The sequence below is a fragment of the Flavivirga amylovorans genome, from assembly GCF_030540875.1.
Taxonomy (GTDB): Bacteria; Bacteroidota; Bacteroidia; order Flavobacteriales; family Flavobacteriaceae; genus Flavivirga; species Flavivirga amylovorans.
In genome coordinates, this window is record NZ_JAUOEM010000004.1 from 514,349 (window position 1) to 533,755 (window position 19,407).

At 31.0% G+C, this 19,407-nt stretch carries 21 protein-coding genes; 10 read left to right on the forward strand and 11 right to left on the reverse strand.

The annotated features are described in order from the left end of the window. On the reverse strand, positions 1-1,422 hold the full coding sequence (locus tag Q4Q39_RS13790) for a hypothetical protein (protein WP_303283095.1): 1,422 nt from the start codon (positions 1,420-1,422) through the stop codon (positions 1-3). Between the two features lie 192 nt (positions 1,423-1,614). Between Q4Q39_RS13790 and Q4Q39_RS13795 the strand changes: the two genes are divergently transcribed. Next, positions 1,615-1,743: a hypothetical protein gene (locus tag Q4Q39_RS13795; protein WP_303283096.1), complete on the forward strand. Its 129-nt coding sequence runs from the start codon at positions 1,615-1,617 to the stop codon at positions 1,741-1,743. Positions 1,744-1,790: 47 nt separating this feature from the next. Here Q4Q39_RS13795 and Q4Q39_RS13800 read toward each other — a convergent pair whose 3' ends face one another. After that, the gene (locus Q4Q39_RS13800) at positions 1,791-2,438 is read right to left on the reverse strand and encodes a response regulator transcription factor (protein WP_303283097.1); all 648 of its coding nucleotides are present in this window, start codon (positions 2,436-2,438) and stop codon (positions 1,791-1,793) included. Next, positions 2,435-4,435, reverse strand: coding sequence for a tetratricopeptide repeat-containing sensor histidine kinase (locus Q4Q39_RS13805; protein ID WP_303283098.1), 2,001 nt, complete (start codon positions 4,433-4,435; stop codon positions 2,435-2,437). Before Q4Q39_RS13805 ends, Q4Q39_RS13800 begins: the two co-directional genes overlap by 4 nt. 205 nt (positions 4,436-4,640) lie before the next feature. Between Q4Q39_RS13805 and Q4Q39_RS13810 the strand changes: the two genes are divergently transcribed. The 4 genes from Q4Q39_RS13810 to Q4Q39_RS13825 all read left to right on the forward strand — a co-directional run bounded on the left by Q4Q39_RS13810 (position 4,641) and on the right by Q4Q39_RS13825 (position 7,357). Continuing rightward, positions 4,641-5,951 carry a CsgG/HfaB family protein gene (locus tag Q4Q39_RS13810; protein WP_303283099.1) on the forward strand — a complete coding sequence of 437 codons (1,311 nt, stop codon included), beginning with the start codon at positions 4,641-4,643 and terminating at the stop codon, positions 5,949-5,951. A gap of 162 nt (positions 5,952-6,113) precedes the next feature. Further along, the gene (locus Q4Q39_RS13815; RefSeq protein ID WP_303283100.1) at positions 6,114-6,374 is read left to right on the forward strand and encodes a hypothetical protein; all 261 of its coding nucleotides are present in this window, start codon (positions 6,114-6,116) and stop codon (positions 6,372-6,374) included. Between the two features lie 113 nt (positions 6,375-6,487). After that, on the forward strand, positions 6,488-6,910 hold the full coding sequence (locus Q4Q39_RS13820) for a hypothetical protein (protein WP_303283101.1): 423 nt from the start codon (positions 6,488-6,490) through the stop codon (positions 6,908-6,910). A gap of 33 nt (positions 6,911-6,943) precedes the next feature. Beyond that, on the forward strand, positions 6,944-7,357 hold the full coding sequence (locus Q4Q39_RS13825; protein WP_303283102.1) for a hypothetical protein: 414 nt from the start codon (positions 6,944-6,946) through the stop codon (positions 7,355-7,357). 336 nt (positions 7,358-7,693) lie between these two features. Here Q4Q39_RS13825 and groL read toward each other — a convergent pair whose 3' ends face one another. From groL to miaB, 8 genes are all read right to left on the reverse strand, one after another. Further along, on the reverse strand, positions 7,694-9,328 hold the full coding sequence (groL, locus tag Q4Q39_RS13830; RefSeq protein WP_303283103.1) for a chaperonin GroEL: 1,635 nt from the start codon (positions 9,326-9,328) through the stop codon (positions 7,694-7,696). 106 nt (positions 9,329-9,434) lie between these two features. After that, positions 9,435-9,710, reverse strand: a complete 276-nt coding sequence (locus Q4Q39_RS13835; protein WP_303283104.1) for a co-chaperone GroES — start codon at positions 9,708-9,710, stop codon at positions 9,435-9,437. A gap of 173 nt (positions 9,711-9,883) precedes the next feature. Then, the gene (secG, locus tag Q4Q39_RS13840; RefSeq protein WP_303283105.1) at positions 9,884-10,246 is read right to left on the reverse strand and encodes a preprotein translocase subunit SecG; all 363 of its coding nucleotides are present in this window, start codon (positions 10,244-10,246) and stop codon (positions 9,884-9,886) included. A 2-nt stretch (positions 10,247-10,248) separates the two neighbouring features. After that, positions 10,249-11,256, reverse strand: a complete 1,008-nt coding sequence (locus Q4Q39_RS13845) for a DUF8458 domain-containing protein (RefSeq protein ID WP_303283106.1) — start codon at positions 11,254-11,256, stop codon at positions 10,249-10,251. A gap of 4 nt (positions 11,257-11,260) precedes the next feature. Next, entirely contained in the window at positions 11,261-11,764 is a 504-nt protein-coding gene (locus tag Q4Q39_RS13850) for an LptE family protein (protein WP_303283107.1), read from the reverse strand. Between the two features lie 133 nt (positions 11,765-11,897). After that, a complete protein-coding gene (locus Q4Q39_RS13855) occupies positions 11,898-13,166 on the reverse strand; it encodes a sigma-54-dependent transcriptional regulator (protein WP_303283108.1) in 1,269 nt (422 codons plus the stop codon). A gap of 50 nt (positions 13,167-13,216) precedes the next feature. After that, a complete protein-coding gene (locus Q4Q39_RS13860) occupies positions 13,217-13,558 on the reverse strand; it encodes an avidin-fold protein (protein WP_303283109.1) in 342 nt (113 codons plus the stop codon). Positions 13,559-13,563: 5 nt separating this feature from the next. Further along, entirely contained in the window at positions 13,564-15,012 is a 1,449-nt protein-coding gene (gene miaB / locus Q4Q39_RS13865) for a tRNA (N6-isopentenyl adenosine(37)-C2)-methylthiotransferase MiaB (protein ID WP_303283110.1), read from the reverse strand. 177 nt (positions 15,013-15,189) lie between these two features. Here miaB and Q4Q39_RS13870 point away from each other — a divergent pair, with 177 nt between their 5' ends. The 5 genes from Q4Q39_RS13870 to Q4Q39_RS13890 all read left to right on the forward strand — a co-directional run bounded on the left by Q4Q39_RS13870 (position 15,190) and on the right by Q4Q39_RS13890 (position 19,306). Further along, positions 15,190-15,888 (forward strand): hypothetical protein, encoded by a 699-nt coding sequence (locus Q4Q39_RS13870; protein ID WP_303283112.1) that lies wholly within the window; start codon positions 15,190-15,192, stop codon positions 15,886-15,888. Between the two features lie 16 nt (positions 15,889-15,904). Further along, a complete protein-coding gene (locus tag Q4Q39_RS13875) occupies positions 15,905-16,348 on the forward strand; it encodes a hypothetical protein (RefSeq protein ID WP_303283113.1) in 444 nt (147 codons plus the stop codon). Positions 16,349-16,364: 16 nt separating this feature from the next. After that, positions 16,365-17,606 carry an LVIVD repeat-containing protein gene (locus Q4Q39_RS13880; RefSeq protein WP_303283114.1) on the forward strand — a complete coding sequence of 414 codons (1,242 nt, stop codon included), beginning with the start codon at positions 16,365-16,367 and terminating at the stop codon, positions 17,604-17,606. A 125-nt stretch (positions 17,607-17,731) separates the two neighbouring features. After that, positions 17,732-18,502, forward strand: coding sequence for a hypothetical protein (locus Q4Q39_RS13885; protein WP_303283115.1), 771 nt, complete (start codon positions 17,732-17,734; stop codon positions 18,500-18,502). A 21-nt stretch (positions 18,503-18,523) separates the two neighbouring features. After that, entirely contained in the window at positions 18,524-19,306 is a 783-nt protein-coding gene (locus tag Q4Q39_RS13890; RefSeq protein WP_303283116.1) for a hypothetical protein, read from the forward strand. Positions 19,307-19,407: the final 101 nt, after the last annotated feature.

Below are 19,407 nucleotides of genomic sequence, written 5' to 3' on the forward strand. Positions count from 1 at the left end.
TTATTCTTTACCTTTTATTACAATATCTTTATTATTTCTATTGATGCTTGTTTCATTTATATAATCTTTAATGGTATTTATTATCTTAAAATCATTTTTGATTATAAGTTCAAGCTCTTCTTTTATATGATTTAACCCACTATACTCAAATGCTTTGGTGTAATAATATTGATAGTCTTTTTTGATAATGATATTATCAGTGTTCTCCTTTTTTTTCTTGTATGCTGCTATTCTGGCCAATTCCCAATAGCTTTGCCATTGATTTTCTTTAGAGCTTATGGCATTTTCAAAATGTTTAACTGCTACCTTTAAATTACCTTTCACTTTCTCTAAGATTCCGATATTATGATGAAGTTTTGATAAAATATGTGAATTGTTTTTTAAATAATTTATATGGTTGGCTTCTATAACCTTAAAGATTTCTAGTGCATCATATTGTTGATCCTGAAGCATAAATATGACAGCTTTAAGAAATTGCACTTCTACATGTCCAATATCTATCTCTTTAAAAGTATCTTGTTTATCTGCTGAAAGCATATTTTCAAGCTCTAATACTAATGGTAAACACTTAGTGAGTTCTTCTTTAAAGTAGTAGTCTAAGGCTAGTACCCATTTGGTTATGAAGTTTATATTTGCAGGAAGTTTCCCTTCTCCTAAAAAACAGAATTTATCTATTTTATATATGCTATCAATATTTTTGTTATAATCTGTTTCTAAATCACTATTTTTTCTTGTAGCTTGAAATTGAATTCTAGATATTCTTTCATTGTCGACATAAGAAGATCTTCCTTTTATGATTAAATCATAATTTATATTGTCATCTTTTATTTTCTTATAATCACTATACGAATAATGATTGATTATTATGTTTCGATTACTTTCAATGTAAACTTCTTCAATATTAGTTTTTAGAATATCAGTTACCAGTTCGTCTTTTGAAATAGAACCTTCCATCTGGTATTCTTTAATATCGACTAATGCTATTTTTAATGAATTATTATTCGGTTCTGTTTTTGGTTTTAAATGATTCGAGGGTTGTTCACAATTTACTGGTGGATTATTTGTTGATGTTATAAAATATTTATTAAACAAATGGTCAATATATTCCTCGGTAATTTTAAGTTTTTTATAATAATCATTAATATCTTTCTTATTATTCTTGATATATGTTTCAAAGTATTTTTCTTCAGATATAAAGTGAACAACCTTTTCTAATGATTTTAATTCGAAAACACGTTCTTTATCTTTTTCTAGGTCTACTAAATCTACAGTAAGTATAGTCCTTTCAACTTCAAGAAACCTTCTTAGAGTTCTTTCAAATTCTTTATCTTGCAATAATTCTTGAGTTTTTTGTGACTTTTCAAGTTCATGCATACAGTATAAAAATGCAGCTAGATTATTCCTGTTTAAGTATTTCCTCATGTTTTAAGGTCTTTTTTTGTTAAAAATGTTAAATTTTTATGTCGATGTCCGACATGTCAGACATGTCCTATATGTCGATAATAAAAGGCTAATATTTGTTATGTAGTCGAAAATCGATTATGAATGTAGGCCTTCATTCTTTAATTAATTAAATAATAATTAAAGATGAAAACATTAAAAATTGTTTTGGTTTTGATTATTGTCATAATGACTAGTTGTCTTTTCTGTTCATGCAGACCTGATGGTTTGAGTACTTATGATGATCCGATTGGTTTAGATATCACGGAGAAACCTATCGACCCAGAAGAGGATCCTAATTAATAGCGGCTTTTAACCCTAATACTAACATAGTATTAGGGTTTTAACTATCAATCAGGAGCTCTTTCCCTATTGCTTCCTTTATATTTAGTATATATTGAAATTAAATGGGCTGTATTTTTAGCTCCAATTCTTTTAACCATATTTCGACAATGTACCTCAATAGTACGAATACTTAAGCAAAGTTTGTCTGCAACTTCCTTTTGTAAATATCCTTTGCTAAGCCATTCAATAACTTCTTTTTCTCTAGATGAGATATTCATCCATCTCCCAACTTCTAGCATTTCTTTGATGGTACTATCTATATATTTCTTCCCTTCTTGTATTTGAGAAATTGCTTCAATAGCAATATCTACAGAAAGTTGTTTATCCAGATAACCATCAACACCTATGTCATTAAACAAAATTTCGTAATTATCAATTTTTGCTTGCTGGGTAAGTATGATAATTTTTATGTATGGGTAAAGTGTTTTTATTTTTTCTGCTATGGTGAAACCATTATATTCTTCAGATTCAAAATTAATATCCAGAATTAGTATATCAATTTTTTCAGTTTTAGTAATTTGTAAGGTTTCTTTGAAATTCTTTGCTTTCAACACATTTTTTACAATGTCTGGATATTGTTGTAATAATGTGGATAATCCCTGTGCGAATATTACAGAATCGTCAGCAATGAGAATAGTTGATTTTTTTGTCATTTTAAATTGATTTGCAACGGAAATTGAATATGAACTTCTGTACCAGAATCAACCCTTTTAATAATTGCAGAACCTCCTATGATTTCTGACCTTTGTTTTATATTAAGTAAACCAATACCCATTTTATAATTATTACTTATACCTATGCCATTATCGGCTAAAATGAAATGAATACTTTGATTTTTATTTATATGGTTTGTAATACTAAGCTCTGTAGCTTGTGCATGTTTCGAGCTATTATTTAAAATTTCTAAAAGGATACTATAAAAGTTGTTTTGAGTCTCAACGTGTAAATCATTTAATAATTCAGGTAATTCATTCTTTATATTAACATATATTTTATGATACACTTGAAATTCGCTTAGTCTAGCCTTAATTATTTCTGTAAACTTATGATGCTTTATATGCATGTTTATTGGAGATAAACGGTGGGATACTAGCCTGATTTGTTGATTTATATCCTGTAATTCATTTGCTATGTTCATTATATGATCCTTAGGATTAGACATGCGTAGTAATGCGAGTATTTGAAGTCTTAATCCGTCGAAGTTGTTGGTGATAACATCATGAAGGTCTTGCGCGATTCTTTTTTGTATTGTTTCTTGCCCTTGATAGATGGCTTCAAGTTTTTCAATTTTAAGTCGTTGTTTTGTTGCTTTTTGTCTTTGCACATAAATGTAATAGCCTATAAAACCTAGGGCTATGATACAGCTAAGCGAAATAATAATTAAGTTCTTTCCTTCTAATCTCTTGTTTTTAGAAGCTATCTTTAACAAATTGTCTTTATTTTGTGTAGACAGTTTTAATATGGTATGTTCATTTTTTGCATAATCAAACCTAGATTGCATATTTTGAATGATCTCGACTTGTTTTATATTGTATATTTTTTCGAATAACTCATTGTACTGCTTATAGTAGTTTAATGCTATTTTATATTTCTTAATACTGGTTTGATAATCTACCTGGTTTGTATAGTAATCAAGAAGTGGTGTTTTGTCAATAGAACTGCTTAGTAAAAAAGAAACACTATCCAAATAAGTTTTAACGTCCTTTTTTCTATTTTGTTTTATAAGTAAACTTGCCATACCGTTATAGCAATAGAGAAGGGAAGAGGTATCTTTTGACGTTTTATGTAGTTCAATGGCTTGTTTAAAATTTTTTTTTGCGATTTTCATATTGCCTGATGCACTATATGTTAATGCTATATTCTGAAGAATTATACCATAATTTGGGTCTTCTGGGTCGGTTAACAATAATGCTTTTTTATAGTTGATAATAACAGAATCGTGTACTTTAAGGTGTTTATATGCTATGGCAATATTGTTATATATTAGAGACTTTTCTTTTTTATTACTTGTTTTTGAAATATGCAATGCTTCTTTATAATACGCTAAGGATTGATTATAATTTTTAATTTGATTATGAATATTGCCAATTACCGTGCAAGTTCGTGCCAGTTTTATTTTATTGCCAGTTTTAAAACCGTTATAAGCTATAATTAATAACTCTAAAGCTTTTTCATACAGCTGTCTGTTTTTATAGGTGATACCTGCACTTAAAAATGCATTATAAGTGGCCTCATCATGGTTTAAAGTTTTGTAAAGGTTTAAACTTTTTTCTAAATAATGCAGTACGCTATCTTGTTGATTTAGTTTCTTCTTTACAAGGTTTATGTTGTAATAATTATTGGCAGCGGTTTTTGTTAAACTATCTATAAGTAATCCCTTTTTATAATGATTTTCAGCTTTTATGTATTCCTTTTTTTTATAATGACTAACGCCTATTTTTTTATAAATAAAGGCAGTCATTTTTTTGTTTTTTGAATCTAATGATATTACTAGTGCTTTTCTATAAGCTATTAATGCTTCATGATTTTTATTTATGCTGGTAAGGCTGTCCCCTTCTTTGATAAGAAGTTCAATATTAATTGAATTTTTATTCTGACTAAATAAAGTAGAAATACTAAAAAGGAACACACAAAATATTATACGACTCATTCGGTATGAAATTGTAGGCGTCTAAAGTAAGAAATTATAGTTATTAATTTATTTGTTTTGAATAAGTTAAGGGAATTCCCGTATTGCAAGGATATAATAAGCAATTTAATATTGTAAATAGAACTAACCCGTTTTTTAAGTAAGGGTTAATCTTAATATACATAAGCAATTTGGTAGTTAAACAATATAATTAAATTATAAAATCATGGGGTTAAAAAAACAAATTAAAAAAGGAGTGTTTCTATTACTGATATTTTTTAATTATAATATTTGTTCGGCACAATTATTTAAAACAACATTAAATACATCACTTTTAAGTCCAGCAGAAAAGGATATTGGTGACGTAAAAAGAATAGCAGTTCTGGATTTTGAAAATATAAGCAGTGAAGAATATAAAAACGCAGGAATAGATATAGGAAGCAAGTTAGCAGATTATATATCTATTTCGTTACTAAAAGAATATAGAGGTAAAAATAAAAATTGTTTTATAGAAGGCGCTCGTACAGATATTTACTCGATAGTAGAAAGAGAGGAATTGCAAAGAGTTCTTGAAGAAAAAGAGTTTGAATTAGGACAATTAAGTGATACGGAAATCATTTCCATTGGGCAGATGCTAGGAGTTGATGCCATTATTTTAGGTAATGTGTCTTATTCCAGTACAGACGAAAGAGATCATAGCTCATATAGAAATGATAAAGGTAAGTTAATTAATACCTATACTTTAACAAGAACAACTTCTGCCGAAGCAAGAATGAAAATTTTACTAGTCTCTACAGGAGAAATTATAGGTCAAACTAGTGGCAGGTCGTCAGGTAGTGATTCTACAAAGGGAGGGACAAGGCCAACTAATAATGCAGTAATGGCTCCTGGTAAACTTGCCGAATATGCATGCGAACGGATAGCTCGCCAATTTGCTGATTATATTTCTCCGTTCTATTATTCATATACTTTTACTTTTGAAAAAGTGAAGCATAAAAAATTAAAAGAACGCGTAAAAGACGCTAATGAATTTTTAAGACTAAGAGAAATAGATAAAGCTTATGAAATGTATGACGCAATATATGAAGTTGATCCGTACAATGCAGAATTGGTGTTTAATATGGGGATTTTAAACGAAGTGGTTGGTAACTATGAAAAAGCAAAAGAGTTTTATAGCGTTGCTGTAAACATGAATCCAGATAATGAACCATATGTTAAAGGGTTGAGAAGATCTGAAGAAAATATTTTATTAACTAAAGACCTTTATAATATGGGAATAGAAATTTATCCATACGAATTTAAAAAAGGGGCAAAAGAAAACCTGTTAATTGAGAGAATAAAAATTAAAGGATCTAGAAGCAAAAGAAAAATAGCTTATTCTAATCCTGATGAAAAATCAGAAATTCTAGGGCAGTTTCCAGGGGGATTAGAGCTTGATTTGCTGGAGCGTATTGATAAGGAAAAATGGATTGCCGTTAAGCTACCAAATGGTAAAAAAGGATACTTTAAAGGGAAAGATGTATTAACAGGTAAATAAAGATGAAATTTAGATTAATTAACTTGAATGTCCACAATATTATAGTTTTATTAATTGTTATGTTTTTAGTATGGCTGGTAATAAACAAAATACATCGACCAATCTTAAGTTGAATAAAGGCGATGTTGTAGGATTTAAAGTTAACGGAAAAGTTTCTATGGTATGTTTACGGGATATTCTGGACCTAAAGGATTTTCAAGTGGAGCTTTTAGAGCTTATAATAGAACACAAGAGATGAACCATGGTGATTTGTTTTACACAATAGACAATGACCCCTATTTGTTTTACGACCTTGACAATTTAAGTTTGATAAAACCTTCTGGTAATGTGGTATTTCATATTAATGACAAAGAAGCTAGGAATAATTCAGGATCATTTAAAGCCATTTTGGAAGTATATAGTGAAGCTAATAAACATTACTAATATCAATTAATGATTTTAAATTACACCATTCTAGCGGAAATAAGACAGTAACTTTATAAATTTAATCCTATATGAAAATTGGCTAAATTCGTTTAATAGCTTAAAAATAAATTATGAGGATTAAAATATTAGTTGTTACCTTTTTATTGCTTGCAGTTTTTTCATGTGAATTTAACAAATCGGTAAGTAAAGATTTAACAACAAGCCTAACTACTAAAGGTGATGGACTTTCTTGTGATCACGTTTCTTTATCAGATGGTACTAACAAAATAAATAGAAATTCATTCGTGTACGGAGAGAAATTTTATTTGAATTTTAATAACATTAAAGGATTTGAAAAAGTAAAAAACAGTGTTTTTCCTGGTATGAAACTTTTAATTCTTGGAAAAAAAGGAGATACGGTAATGTTCAGTAATGATTTATATGCTGATAACAAAAAAGGGTTTAACGTCTCACCTTTATTATTACAATCAGTAATAACAGTAGCTAATCCTATCCACTCAAATAACGAATATGAAATATTTGTAAACATCTAGGATAAAAAAGGAGAAGGAACTTTTACAGCAGAAATGGATATAGATGTAGTTCCTAACGATCAAATTAAAATTGAAAATGATCATGTTACTTACAATGAAGTGTATTTATTTTCACAGGAAAGAAACATTTGTATTACTGGTAGTGAAGCAAAATTAAATGAAGACATATATATAATATTTGAAAAGCTTCAAGGATTTAAAGTAGAAGATGGTAAACTAGCTCTAGGATTAAGTTTAAAAGCTACAGATTCTGAAGGTGGGATAATTGTGAACGAAGAGGATTTAATTGGAGATTCAGTTATGGAAGTTTCTGAATTAGAGCAATTAGCTCCAAGTTTTATTTTCTCAGGTTCTAATGTAAAGAATCCTGTGACTTGCGAAGTTGTGATTTGGGACAAAAAAAGTGATAGTAAAATTAAAGCATCAGTAGAATTAAATGTAAAGTAAGTGTGAAATGCATGCTAATTTGAAACATTATCTTAAAATGCAGTTCATTCAATCCATTACCAGCAAACTAGATGTAAATCTTTCGATATAAAATGAGAAACTAATTATTTTAATAATATTAAATACACTATTTAATTCTGGTTATAGCCAAATAGAAGATGTGATTTCGAAACTATATGCAAACAAAGAAACTAAATTGACTTTTTTCCAAAAGAAGAAATAATCTTTTTTATAAGATTATCATAATTACGTTAAAATAGAAAAGATAAAAAAAACACCTCAAGATAAATTGAGATGTTTTTGATATAATTTGTATGTCGATCTTTTCGAACGATATTACATCATTCCTGGCATACCACCACCGCCCATTGGAGGCATAGCTGGTGCAGCTTCTTCTTTAATGTCGACTAATGCACACTCGGTAGTAAGGATCATTCCTGCAACAGAGGCAGCATTTTCTAATGCAATACGTGTTACTTTCTTAGGATCGATAATACCAGCTTTAAGCATATCTACATAGGCTTCAGATTTAGCATCGTAACCAAAATCTTTTTTACCTTCTAAAACTTTAGAAATTACTACGCTTCCTTCTCCACCTGCATTTTCAACAATAGTGCGTAAAGGTGCCTCAATAGCACGTGCTACAATTTGAATACCAGTAACTTCGTCTAAGTTTTCAGTAGTTATCTTTTCTAACACTGATTTTGCTCTTACTAAAGCAACACCACCACCAGCAACAATACCTTCTTCTACAGCAGCTCTAGTTGCATGTAAGGCATCATCAACACGGTCTTTTTTCTCTTTCATCTCTACTTCACTAGCAGCACCAACATAAAGAACAGCAACACCGCCAGCTAACTTAGCTAAACGTTCTTGTAGTTTTTCTTTATCGTAATCGCTAGTTGTTGTTTCTATTTGGGCTTTAATTTGGTTGACTCTAGCTTTAATGTCTTTTGCGACACCTGCACCATTAACAATAGTTGTATTGTCTTTGTCAACTGTTACGGTTTCAGCTGTACCTAGCATGCTTAAGTCTGCATTCTCTAAAGTAAATCCTCTTTCTTCAGAAATAACGGTTCCACCAGTTAAGATAGCGATATCTTCTAACATAGCTTTACGTCTATCACCAAAGCCAGGAGCTTTAACAGCTGCAATTTTAAGTCCACCACGTAATTTGTTTACTACTAAAGTAGCTAAGGCTTGTCCATCAACATCTTCGGCAATAATTAATAAAGGACGGCCAGATTGAGCTACAGGTTCTAAGATTGGAAGGATTTCTTGTAAGTTAGATATCTTTTTGTCAAATAATAAAATGTATGGATTCTCTAAATCAGCAATCATTTTATCAGCATCCGTTACGAAGTAAGGGGATAAGTATCCTCTATCAAACTGCATCCCTTCAACAACATCCACGTATGTTTCCATACCTTTAGCTTCCTCAACAGTGATAACACCTTCTTTACCAACTTTACCAAAAGCAGTGGCAATTAATTCACCAATAGTATCATCATTATTTGCAGAAATAGCGGCAACTTGCTTTATTTTTTCAGAAGAATTACCTACTTGTTTAGATTGCTTTTCTAAATCGGTAGTAATAGCTTTTACTGATTTATCGATACCGCGTTTTAAATCCATTGGATTTGCACCTGCAGCAACATTTTTTAAACCTTCTTTTACAATAGCTTGCGCTAAAACAGTAGCCGTAGTAGTACCATCTCCTGCTAAATCATTGGTTTTAGAAGCCACTTCTTTTACCATTTGAGCCCCCATGTTTTCATGTGGATTTTCTAACTCAATTTCTTTTGCTACGGTAACACCATCTTTAGTTACTTGTGGTGCTCCGAAAGACTTACTAATAATTACATTACGTCCTTTAGGACCTAAAGTTACTTTTACAGCATTAGCTAATGCATCAACACCGCGTTTTAATCCGTCACGTGCTTCAATATCGAATTTTATATCTTTTGCCATTTTTAAAAATTTTATTTTCCTTCCCTCGAAGGAGGGAATCTGTTTAATAGAAATTTAGTTTTATTTGATGAAGTTCCCGTCTTCACGGGATGGAAGAAGCAATTGTTTAGATAATTGCTAAAATGTCACTTTCGCGCATAATTAGATAATCTTTGCCTTCTAGTTTAAGTTCAGTACCAGCATACTTTCCATATAAAACAGTGTCACCAACTTTTACAGTAATAGGCTCGTCTTTTGTACCTTTTCCAGCGGCAACTACGTTTCCTTTTTGTGGTTTTTCTTTTGCGTTATCTGGAATAATAATTCCTGATGCTGTTTTTGTTTCAGCTGCAGCAGGTTCAATAACAACGCGATCTGCTAATGGTTTAATATTTAATGCCATTTTTTATATTTTTTAATTAATTTAAAATATGTTTTTCTTAATGCTTAAGCCTTATACTAAAAATGTGCCAATGCTTAAGAACTGACAAACTTGCAGACCTGCCTATCAAATAGGTAGGAACAAAAAATGCCAACTTTTAAAGTTGGCATTTTTTGTTCCTTTTATAAACAGAATTACTTTCCTGTAGAATCATCTGCTGGTGTTGCAGTTGCATCATCATTAGTTGCTGGCAGTGGAGCAGGTAATGGAGCTGTTGTTGCTTCATCCTGATCCAGAGCTTTAGAGTCTATAGTGTCTCCACCTCTATTAATTGCTATATTTGAAGCTAGTATTAAAACTAGTAATAAGGTAGCCAAAGTCCATGTGCTTTTATCTAAAAAGTCAGTTGTCTTTTTTACACCACCTAGTTGTTGTGTGCCACCTCCACCAAAAGAAGATGATAAACCACCACCTTTAGGGTTTTGCACCATAATTACTACAATTAGTAAAAATGCTACCACTACAATTAATGCTAAAAATATTGTAAACGTACTCATTATTATATATTATTTTGTTCTTGTAATTGCTCTATTGCGTTAATTTGGTCTGCAAAGAAACCACTTTTTTCTGGATATTTCAAACTTAAAACTTTATAAGATTGAATTGCTTTTTTGTAGTTTTTTTGTTCTACATAAATACGTGCCAAAGTTTCAGTCATTAAGGCTTCAGGTTGTATCATCTGTGCTTTTGCAAGATTGCCTTTTGTAATTGTAGCTCTGAAAGGATTTATTTTTGGGTTTTTTGTAATAAATTCATCAATGAGCTCAAACTTTTTAGCTTTATCTATAGCTGTAGAGGATTTCTCTTCTGCTGATGTTACACTTTTTGTATCCTCTGTGTCTTTTATGCTCTCCGTAACTTTATTGTTTTCTGTATCTTTTTGATTGTTTCTTTCAATTGGGATATAGCGGGCTAATTTTAACCATTCATTAAAAGAATGAGTTTCTTTTTTGTCAAATTCAAATGGCTTACCTAAGTTTAGTATATCACTAATTGGTTTTTCTTGCGTTTTGGTTTCTTTAGCAAGAGTCTCAGGCGGAACGTTTTCAATAGTTTCAGATTCATCTAAAACAAAATTTGAGGGTTTTGGACGTTCTTCTTTGGGTTGAAACAAAGTAGGATCCAGTACTCCTATAGTGTCTTTTATCTGTTGTTTTAAAGTATTGTCTACTTTAACACGTTTATTTATCGAAATATCTTCTACAGTAACATCTATATCTTTTAGGTGCGATATATTTTGTTTTATAGATTGCGAGATTTCATTTTGAACAAATACCTCTGAGGTAATAAAATCAAACAAAATACTTCTATCTGTTGTATACGCAGCAGTCGTTTTAAGTTCTTGGTTGTATTTAAAGCTACTTTTGTTTTTTAAACCTTTTAGGTACACAGCACGAGCCGATTGAAAATAAGGAAATTCATTAACAATAGATTTTATAGCATCGGTTTGTTGATGTGTAATTGTTTGTGGGTGTTGCAATATGTTTACAAAATCTGTCGCGTTCATTTGGTTACCATCTTGCTAATGTTGCATTAATAATATCTTGCGTAAGGCGTTCGAAAATTTCTTCATGAGCTATTGTTTTTTGGCTACCAACAAGTTGAGAGCTTCCAGGAAAATCATAGAAAAACGAAAAAGATTGATCTAAATCTTCTTCTTCATTAAGCCTATTATAAAATCGAACTTTAACACCAATAGTTAATCTGTTTTGAGCTGCTGTATTTTCAGATGTCGCTGTAGTTGGAGAAATCCTGTAATTGGTTATCTCACCTTCATATACCAAATCACCGTTTGAAGGCACTAAGCCCAAGTTGGTTTGGTTTTGTATTAAATCTTCAAGTGCTAATTTAAAATCTCTTTCTAAACCAGGTTCAATTAATATGGATGTATTTTCAAAACGGTTTACTTGATATGTTTTAGCATTTCCAGTCTTTACACCTGTAAAAGAATAAATACCACAACCAGAAAGAGTTGCGCTTACTAATAAAATAAAAATATACTTTGTGTATGTCATTTGCTTTATTGGGTTCTTGTTTACACTTCGATTGGGCTCAATGTAAACTTTAGAATGATACTGATTTATTTTTAAAACGGTTACTTTTTTATAATGTTGTTATTTTAACTATTTACTGAATACTGTCACTAATTTAAAGATCATATTGTTTAATCTTTCTATATAAAGTACGTTCGCTTATTCCGAGTTCAGCAGCTGCTAATTTACGCTTTCCGCTGTGACGTTCAAGGGATTTTTTTATTAATTCTAATTCTTTGTCGTGTAATGATAAGGTTTCTTCTTCTTCAATCTCTTCAGCAAAATGATATTTATCTTGTATGTCAATAATCTCATCTTGCTCTACAGGATGTTCTGGAATAGATAACACTTCTGTTTCTTGAACTGAGTTCTCATAGATGGGTTCTTCCTCTTTATTACTACCGTAAATTTTTTGAATTAACCCTTCATTATCCTTTTCAACGTCTTTCGTGTTGCCATTTTTCATGAGTTCCATAGTAAGCTTTTTTAAATCATTTAAATCAGCTTTCATATCGAATAAAACTTTGTATAAAATCTCACGTTCGCTACTAAAATCACTTTCAGATTTTGATGTTTTTATAACTGCTGGCAAATTGGTGCCAGAAGTTGGTAAATACCCTCTAAGAGTTTCTGCTGTTATGGTTCTATTTTGTTCTAAAACAGATAATTGTTCTGCGATATTTCTAAGTTGGCGAACATTACCACCCCAGCGATGTTTTGATAATACTTGAATAGCATTATCTGTTAGTTTAATAGTTGGCATTTTGTATTTAAGAGCAAAGTCGCTGGCAAATTTCCTAAACAATAAATGGATGTCTTCTCGTCGCTCTCGTAATGAAGGTAAATGTATATCTACTGTGCTTAATCTATAATATAAATCTTCTCGGAACTTTTCCTTTTCTATAGCTTCAAACATGTTTACATTGGTAGCGGCTACAATGCGAACATTTGTTTTTTGTACCTTACTAGAGCCTACTTTTAAGAACTCACCATTTTCTAAAACACGGAGCAAACGAACTTGCGTAGTTAGAGGTAGTTCACCGACTTCATCAAGAAAGATAGTACCACCATCTGCTACTTCAAAATAACCTTGCCTAGTTTGTGTAGCTCCTGTAAAAGCTCCTTTTTCATGACCAAAAAGCTCACTATCAATAGTACCTTCAGGAATAGCTCCACAGTTTACTGCAATGTATTTGTTATGTTTTCTGTGAGATAATTGATGTATTATTTTGGGAATACTTTCTTTTCCAACACCACTTTCTCCCGTAACCAAAACCGAAATATCGGTTGGGGATACCTGAATTGCTTTTTCAATGGCTCGATTTAGCAAAGGGGTGTTACCTATAATACCAAAACGTTGTTTTATTGCTTGAACTGATTCCATTTTATATGTCTTCTTTGTCATTCCCGCGTAGGCGGGAATCTTTTCAATTTTTATTGCTCAATATATTCAGAAATTCCACGCTCATTTTTATTTTCCAACCATTCCCAATTAAGCTTAAGTTTTATCTTGTTATTGTTCGTTAAACTTATTTCGGCAATAGCTTTTCCTGCTTTTAATTCATTTTCTGTTGTTATACATTGGTATAACATATCAAGCTTATCATTTTTTAAATGGGCAATTATTTTACCGTATTTTATGGTGCCTCCATAATATTCGGCTGTAACTAAATTGCCTTTTTGTTTATATTTAAATATAGTTTCAGAATTTACTTTTCCGTTTTCGGAATTTTCTATTAATGAAAATGTTTTGTCGTTAAAGTTGAATACTGTCATCTATTTTAATTGTTTTCAGAATGCCCAACTGCTTCACCAATAAGAGTTGCACTTGTGCAGTCTGTTACTTTTACGTTCACAAAGTCCCCTATATTATAATGCTCCTTTGGAAATACCGCTACAATATTTTGTGACGTACGTCCAGACCATTGTAAGTTTGATTTTTTAGATTCTTTTTCAATCAGCACTTCTACAATAGTGTTGAGGTGTTCTTTAGTTTTAATGTCACTGTGCTCACGTTGTAAATCAACAATATCTTGCAATCTTCGTTTTTTTACGTCCTCGGGTACGTCATCTTCCATTTTGCGTTCTGCCATAGTTCCTGGACGTTCTGAATACGTAAACATATAACCAAAATTATATTTTACATAGTTCATCAATGAAACAGTGTCTTGAAAATCCTCTTCAGTTTCTGTGGGGAAGCCAACAATCATATCTTGGCTAATAGCACAATTAGGAATGATTTTACGAATATTATCAATTAAAGTCATATACTCTTTACGAGTATGCAAACGGTTCATTTCTTTTAAAATACGATCGCTGCCACTCTGTACAGGTAAATGAATATGATTACAGATATTATTATATTTCGCCATGGTTTCGATCACATCCAACGTTAAATCTTGTGGATTAGATGTTGAAAAACGAATTCGCATTTTGGGCTGCGCTTTAGCGCATAGTTCTAATAAGTTTGAAAAATTTACAGAGGTTGCTTTTTGGATTTCGCTTGCTTTTTCAAAATCTTTTTTCAATCCACCACCATACCAAAGATAGCTATCTACATTCTGACCAAGTAACGTAATTTCTTTAAAACCTTTGTTCCATAAATCGTTTACTTCTTCCAGAATACTCTGTGGGTCTCTGCTGCGCTCACGCCCACGTGTAAAGGGAACGACGCAAAAAGTACACATATTATCACAACCGCGTGTAATAGATACAAAAGCAGTAACACCATTTGTATTTAAACGTACTGGTGAAATATCTCCGTAAGTTTCTTCTTTTGAAAGAATGACATTAATAGCATCACGACCTTCATCAACTTCAGCTAAAAGGTTTGGTAAATCTTTATAAGCGTCTGGTCCAACAACCAAATCAACGATTTTTTCTTCTTCAAGAAACTTTGTTTTTAAGCGTTCTGCCATACAGCCTAAAACGCCTACTTTCATTTTTGGATTATGGGATCTTTTTACAGCATTGTATTTTTCTAAGCGCTTACGTACGGTTTGTTCTGCTTTATCACGAATAGAACAGGTGTTTACCAAAACCAAATCGGCATCCTCTAAATTCTGTGTGGTATTAAAACCCTGATTGGCCATGATTGAAGCCACAATTTCACTATCACTAAAATTCATAGCACATCCATAACTTTCAATAAAAAGTTTACGTTTATTATCTTTTTTTTGTTCTAAGATGAGGGATTCACCCTGTTTATTTTCGTCTATAATTTTATCCATAGTATTTCAAAACTGAAAGCAGTCAATAAGTATGCAAAGATACAATTTATTTGTGTTTTGTGACAAAGTGGCAGTTTAATTTTCTTTCAGATTTTAATAATTATTATCTGCCATTAACGCAACCAAAATGTGCTTTCAGTATCTATTTAAAAAATAAACTTTTAAAACCTCACATTTATGAAAAAGATGCTATTTACTATTTCTGTCATATGCTGTTTTACAAACATGCAATGCTCGGATGATAATGATAATATTGTAGATTCCGACAATTTATTAATAGGAATTTGGGAAGATCCTACCTATGAAGACGAAAAGACAACATTTAAAAGAACAAGTGTGTTGCCTAAAGACAATTACGGAATTCTGTTCAAAAAAAATGGCGATTTTGTTGAACGTTCTTCCGGATGGTGCGGTACACCACCATTGGTTTTTTTCGATTCAAATGGCGAATGGCAGTTAGATGATACACTTATAACCATATCTCAGGAACAATATCCTAACGATTATTCCTGGCGTATTGTTTCAGTTACCGAAGAAGAATTAGTTGTAAAAAGAGAATTAACGGAGCAAGAAAAGGACCATCGAGAATTAATGGATTTATTTAATGAGATTTATGAATTGTCATTAAGTGTTTCCTGTACAGATGTTAATGACTGGACTTTTACGGCTTATGGTTCTAAAGCTTGTGGAGGGCCTCAAGGTTATATCGCTTATTCTACGCAAATAGACACTACGGCCTTTTTACAAAAAGTTGAAGAATACAGCAATTTGGAAAAAGCATTTAATGTTAAGTGGAATATTGTTTCAACATGTGATTTACCAGCACAACCGAAAGAAATAGTGTGTGAAAATGGATTTCCTAGACTAATATATTAATCTAATAGATAAAATTATGATAAAAAGGATTCTTTTTGTAACTTCCGTGGTGCTGTGCTGTTTTTTAAGCATACAGTGTGATGAAGATGATGATAATATACCTACTAAAGGGATTTGCGATCAAACAACCATCGTTAAAAAGGAAATATATGATAGTTTAGTGTCTGCTGATTTTACATTCGTTGATGCTGAAGTAAAGGGTGATTGCTTAACGATTGAAATAAGTGCCTCAGGTTGTGATGGTAATACATGGAAATTTAATTTAGTAGATTCTGGAGCTGTTGCTGAGTCTTCACCAGAACAACGTTATTTGAAGTTTCAATTAATAAATGAAGAGGCTTGTTTGGCAGTTTTTAAGAGAATTGTCTCGTTTGATTTAACACCACTTCAAATTAGCGGAAGTAATGAGATTATACTAAATCTGGAAGGTTTAGAATCTTCATTACGTTATAAATATTAAACTAAATTCATTTGCTATGAAATTTAAATACTTTTTTTTGTCCTTAGTTTTTATAGGCATATGGTCTTGTGATAAAAAGGATCTTAATTTTGAACTCGTTCAAGTGGCAGTTCCTGAATTAATGACCAAAGTTGATTTTAGAAATTCGGTGACTATTACGGTGCCTAAAGAAATTGAAGAAACGGGTAAAATATATGCTTACAAAAATTATATTTTTGTAAGTGATGTTAATAAAGGCGTACATGTTATTGATAATTCTAACCCTAAGTTTCCAAAGGCGATTAAATTTATTAAGATTCCAGGCAATGAAGATATTTCTGTAAAAGACGATTTTTTATATGCAGATAGTGCAACAGATTTGGTTGTTTTCGATATTTCTGATGTTAATTCTATTGTTTTAGTTGAAAGGCTAAAAGATGTATTTAATATTTACGATTATAATATTCCAATTGAAGCACAAGCTGTCGATTACGGAAAAGCAGATTTGCAAAATAATATTATTGTAGGATGGACGGTAACTACCGAGAGACGTAAGAAAATAGATAATCGATTTATTGATGTTGCGATCCAAGACGGTGCTCTTAATACTTCAACTGCTGAATCTGTTACAGGTCAAGGAGGTTCTTTAGCACGTTTTCAAATAGTAGACAACTATTTATATACTGTCGGAAATTATCAAATGACTATTTTTAATATTCAGAATTTGTCAGCACCAATTCTTGAAAATACACAAAATGCAGGTTGGAATATAGAAACCATGTTTCATGCTGAAGATTATTTGTATTTAGGGAGTACTAATGGGATGTATATTTACGATATAGCAAACCCATCATCGCCGGAATATGTTTCAGAATTTACGCATTGGGAAGGTTGTGATCCAGTCGTTGTTGATGGGGATTACGCATATTTGACGTTGCGAGGAGGTAACGATTGTGGGCAATTGGAAAGTGTTTTAGAGGTCATAGATATTAGTGATAAAACAACGCCAAAGCTAGCAAGTCGTTATGAATTAGAAAACCCTTATGGATTAGGTGTTAAAGGGAATATGTTATTTGTTTGTGATGGTACTTCTGGCTTGAAATTATTTGATAAAGAAGAACCGCTACAGGTAAAATTAACAAAAATATATGATAACATTCAATCTAAAGACGTTATCCCATTAGAAAATAGTTTATTGATGATTGGCGGTGATGATTTGTATCAATATGAATATGTAGAAGGTGGTGTAGATTTAATAAGTTCCTATTCGTTAAGGTAACATGCTGTTATTTATAAATTAAAAAAACCTGCTTTCATGCAGGTTTTTTTATATTATATTGCAATTGTTTTGTAGAAAGCCATTAGCCTCTAAGTTCTTAATAAATAATTTAACCCAACCAGATTATGAATACATTAAATACTTTGTTGCAGAAGATAAATAATGCAAAACCTTTAGATTTTGGTGATATTATTAATAATTCTATAGATTTATTTAAAAAGGTTTGGCTCAAAGGATTTTTGATCATTCTATTTGTGATTATTGCAGCTATGATTCTAAATTTAATCTTTGGACTTATTGGTCTTGCTACCAATCCTTTTGATATTAATAAAGGTTTTGATTTAGAATCGATTTCAGATTTTTATTCTCAAAATGTAATTTACAGCATTCCACAAACTATTTTAGTTAGCACACTCACACTTGCTTTTGTAGCTGCTTTTTATAGGATTTGTAAGCAAATAGTTTCGGGAGAAACAAGTAATGATGACTATTTTTATTTTTTTAAGAGAGAATACTTTACAAAGGTATTTATGCTTGGCATTATTTATACTTTAATAGCAACAGTAGCACAATTATTACTTTTCATCCCTTATCTATACGTATTTGTACCCTTATCTTATTTTGCGATTATTTTTGCATTTAATCCAGAATTAAGTGAGAAAGAAATTGTTAAAGCGAGTTTTGCATTAGGAAACAAAAAATGGCTTATAACTTTTGGAGCTATATTGGTTACAGGTATTATAGCTATGCTGGGAATATTAGGTTGTGTAGTAGGATTGCTATTTACTATGTCGATTATTTATTTGCCTGTGTTTTTAATCTATAAAGAGGTTATAGGGTTTAAGGCAGATAGTGAGATAGATCAAATAGGAATTAGAGATGATTTGGATTATTAATTATTAATAAAATCTTTACACATGAATACAATTAACAGTTTGTTAGAGAAAATAGAAAATGCCAAAGATTTAGACTTTGGAGGTATTCTTAATGAGTCTATAGAATTATTTAAAAAAACGTGGCTTCAAGGCTTTTTACTGCAATTATTTACAATAATAATTGTAATGCCTTTAATTATTGTTTTGTACCTTCCTTTAATAGGTATGCTAATTTCACAACAAGAAAATGGGACTATAGATCCTGAGGCGTTTAGTGGCTTTTTTGCAGGTATGTCAATTTTGTATGTGTTATTTGTAATTGTTGGGGTATTTGTTTTAGGAGCACTTTCTCTGGCCTTAAATGCAGCGTTTTTTAGAATTATGCAAAAGTTAGATCATAATGAAGCCGTGACAACATCCGATTTCTTTTATTTTATTAAAGGAAAATATTTAAGTAAAATCTTTGTGTTAATGTTGGCTTCTTTCGGGATTGCCATTTTAGCTATGTTACTATGCTATTTACCAATATTTTATGTCATGATACCATTGTCTTATTTTTCATTAATATATGCATTTAATCCCGAGCTTAGTGTGGGAGATATTGTAAAAGCAAGTTTTAAATTAGGGAATAAAAAATGGCTGATTACTTTTGGATTAATGATGGTAGCTTCCTTTTTATCACAAATTGTTGGTTTTTTATTATGTGGAATAGGATTGCTATTTACAGCTCCTTTTGTTTACCATCCTATCTATTTAGTATATAAAAAAGTTATCGGTTTTAATAATACAGACCCTATTGAAGAAATAGGAACTTTATCTGAATAAATTTTATTTTTAATACTGAAAACCTGCTTTTAAAATGTTAAAAAGCAGGTTTTCAATATTAAATAATTAACAGATAATCCATAAAATGCGGCAGATAAACT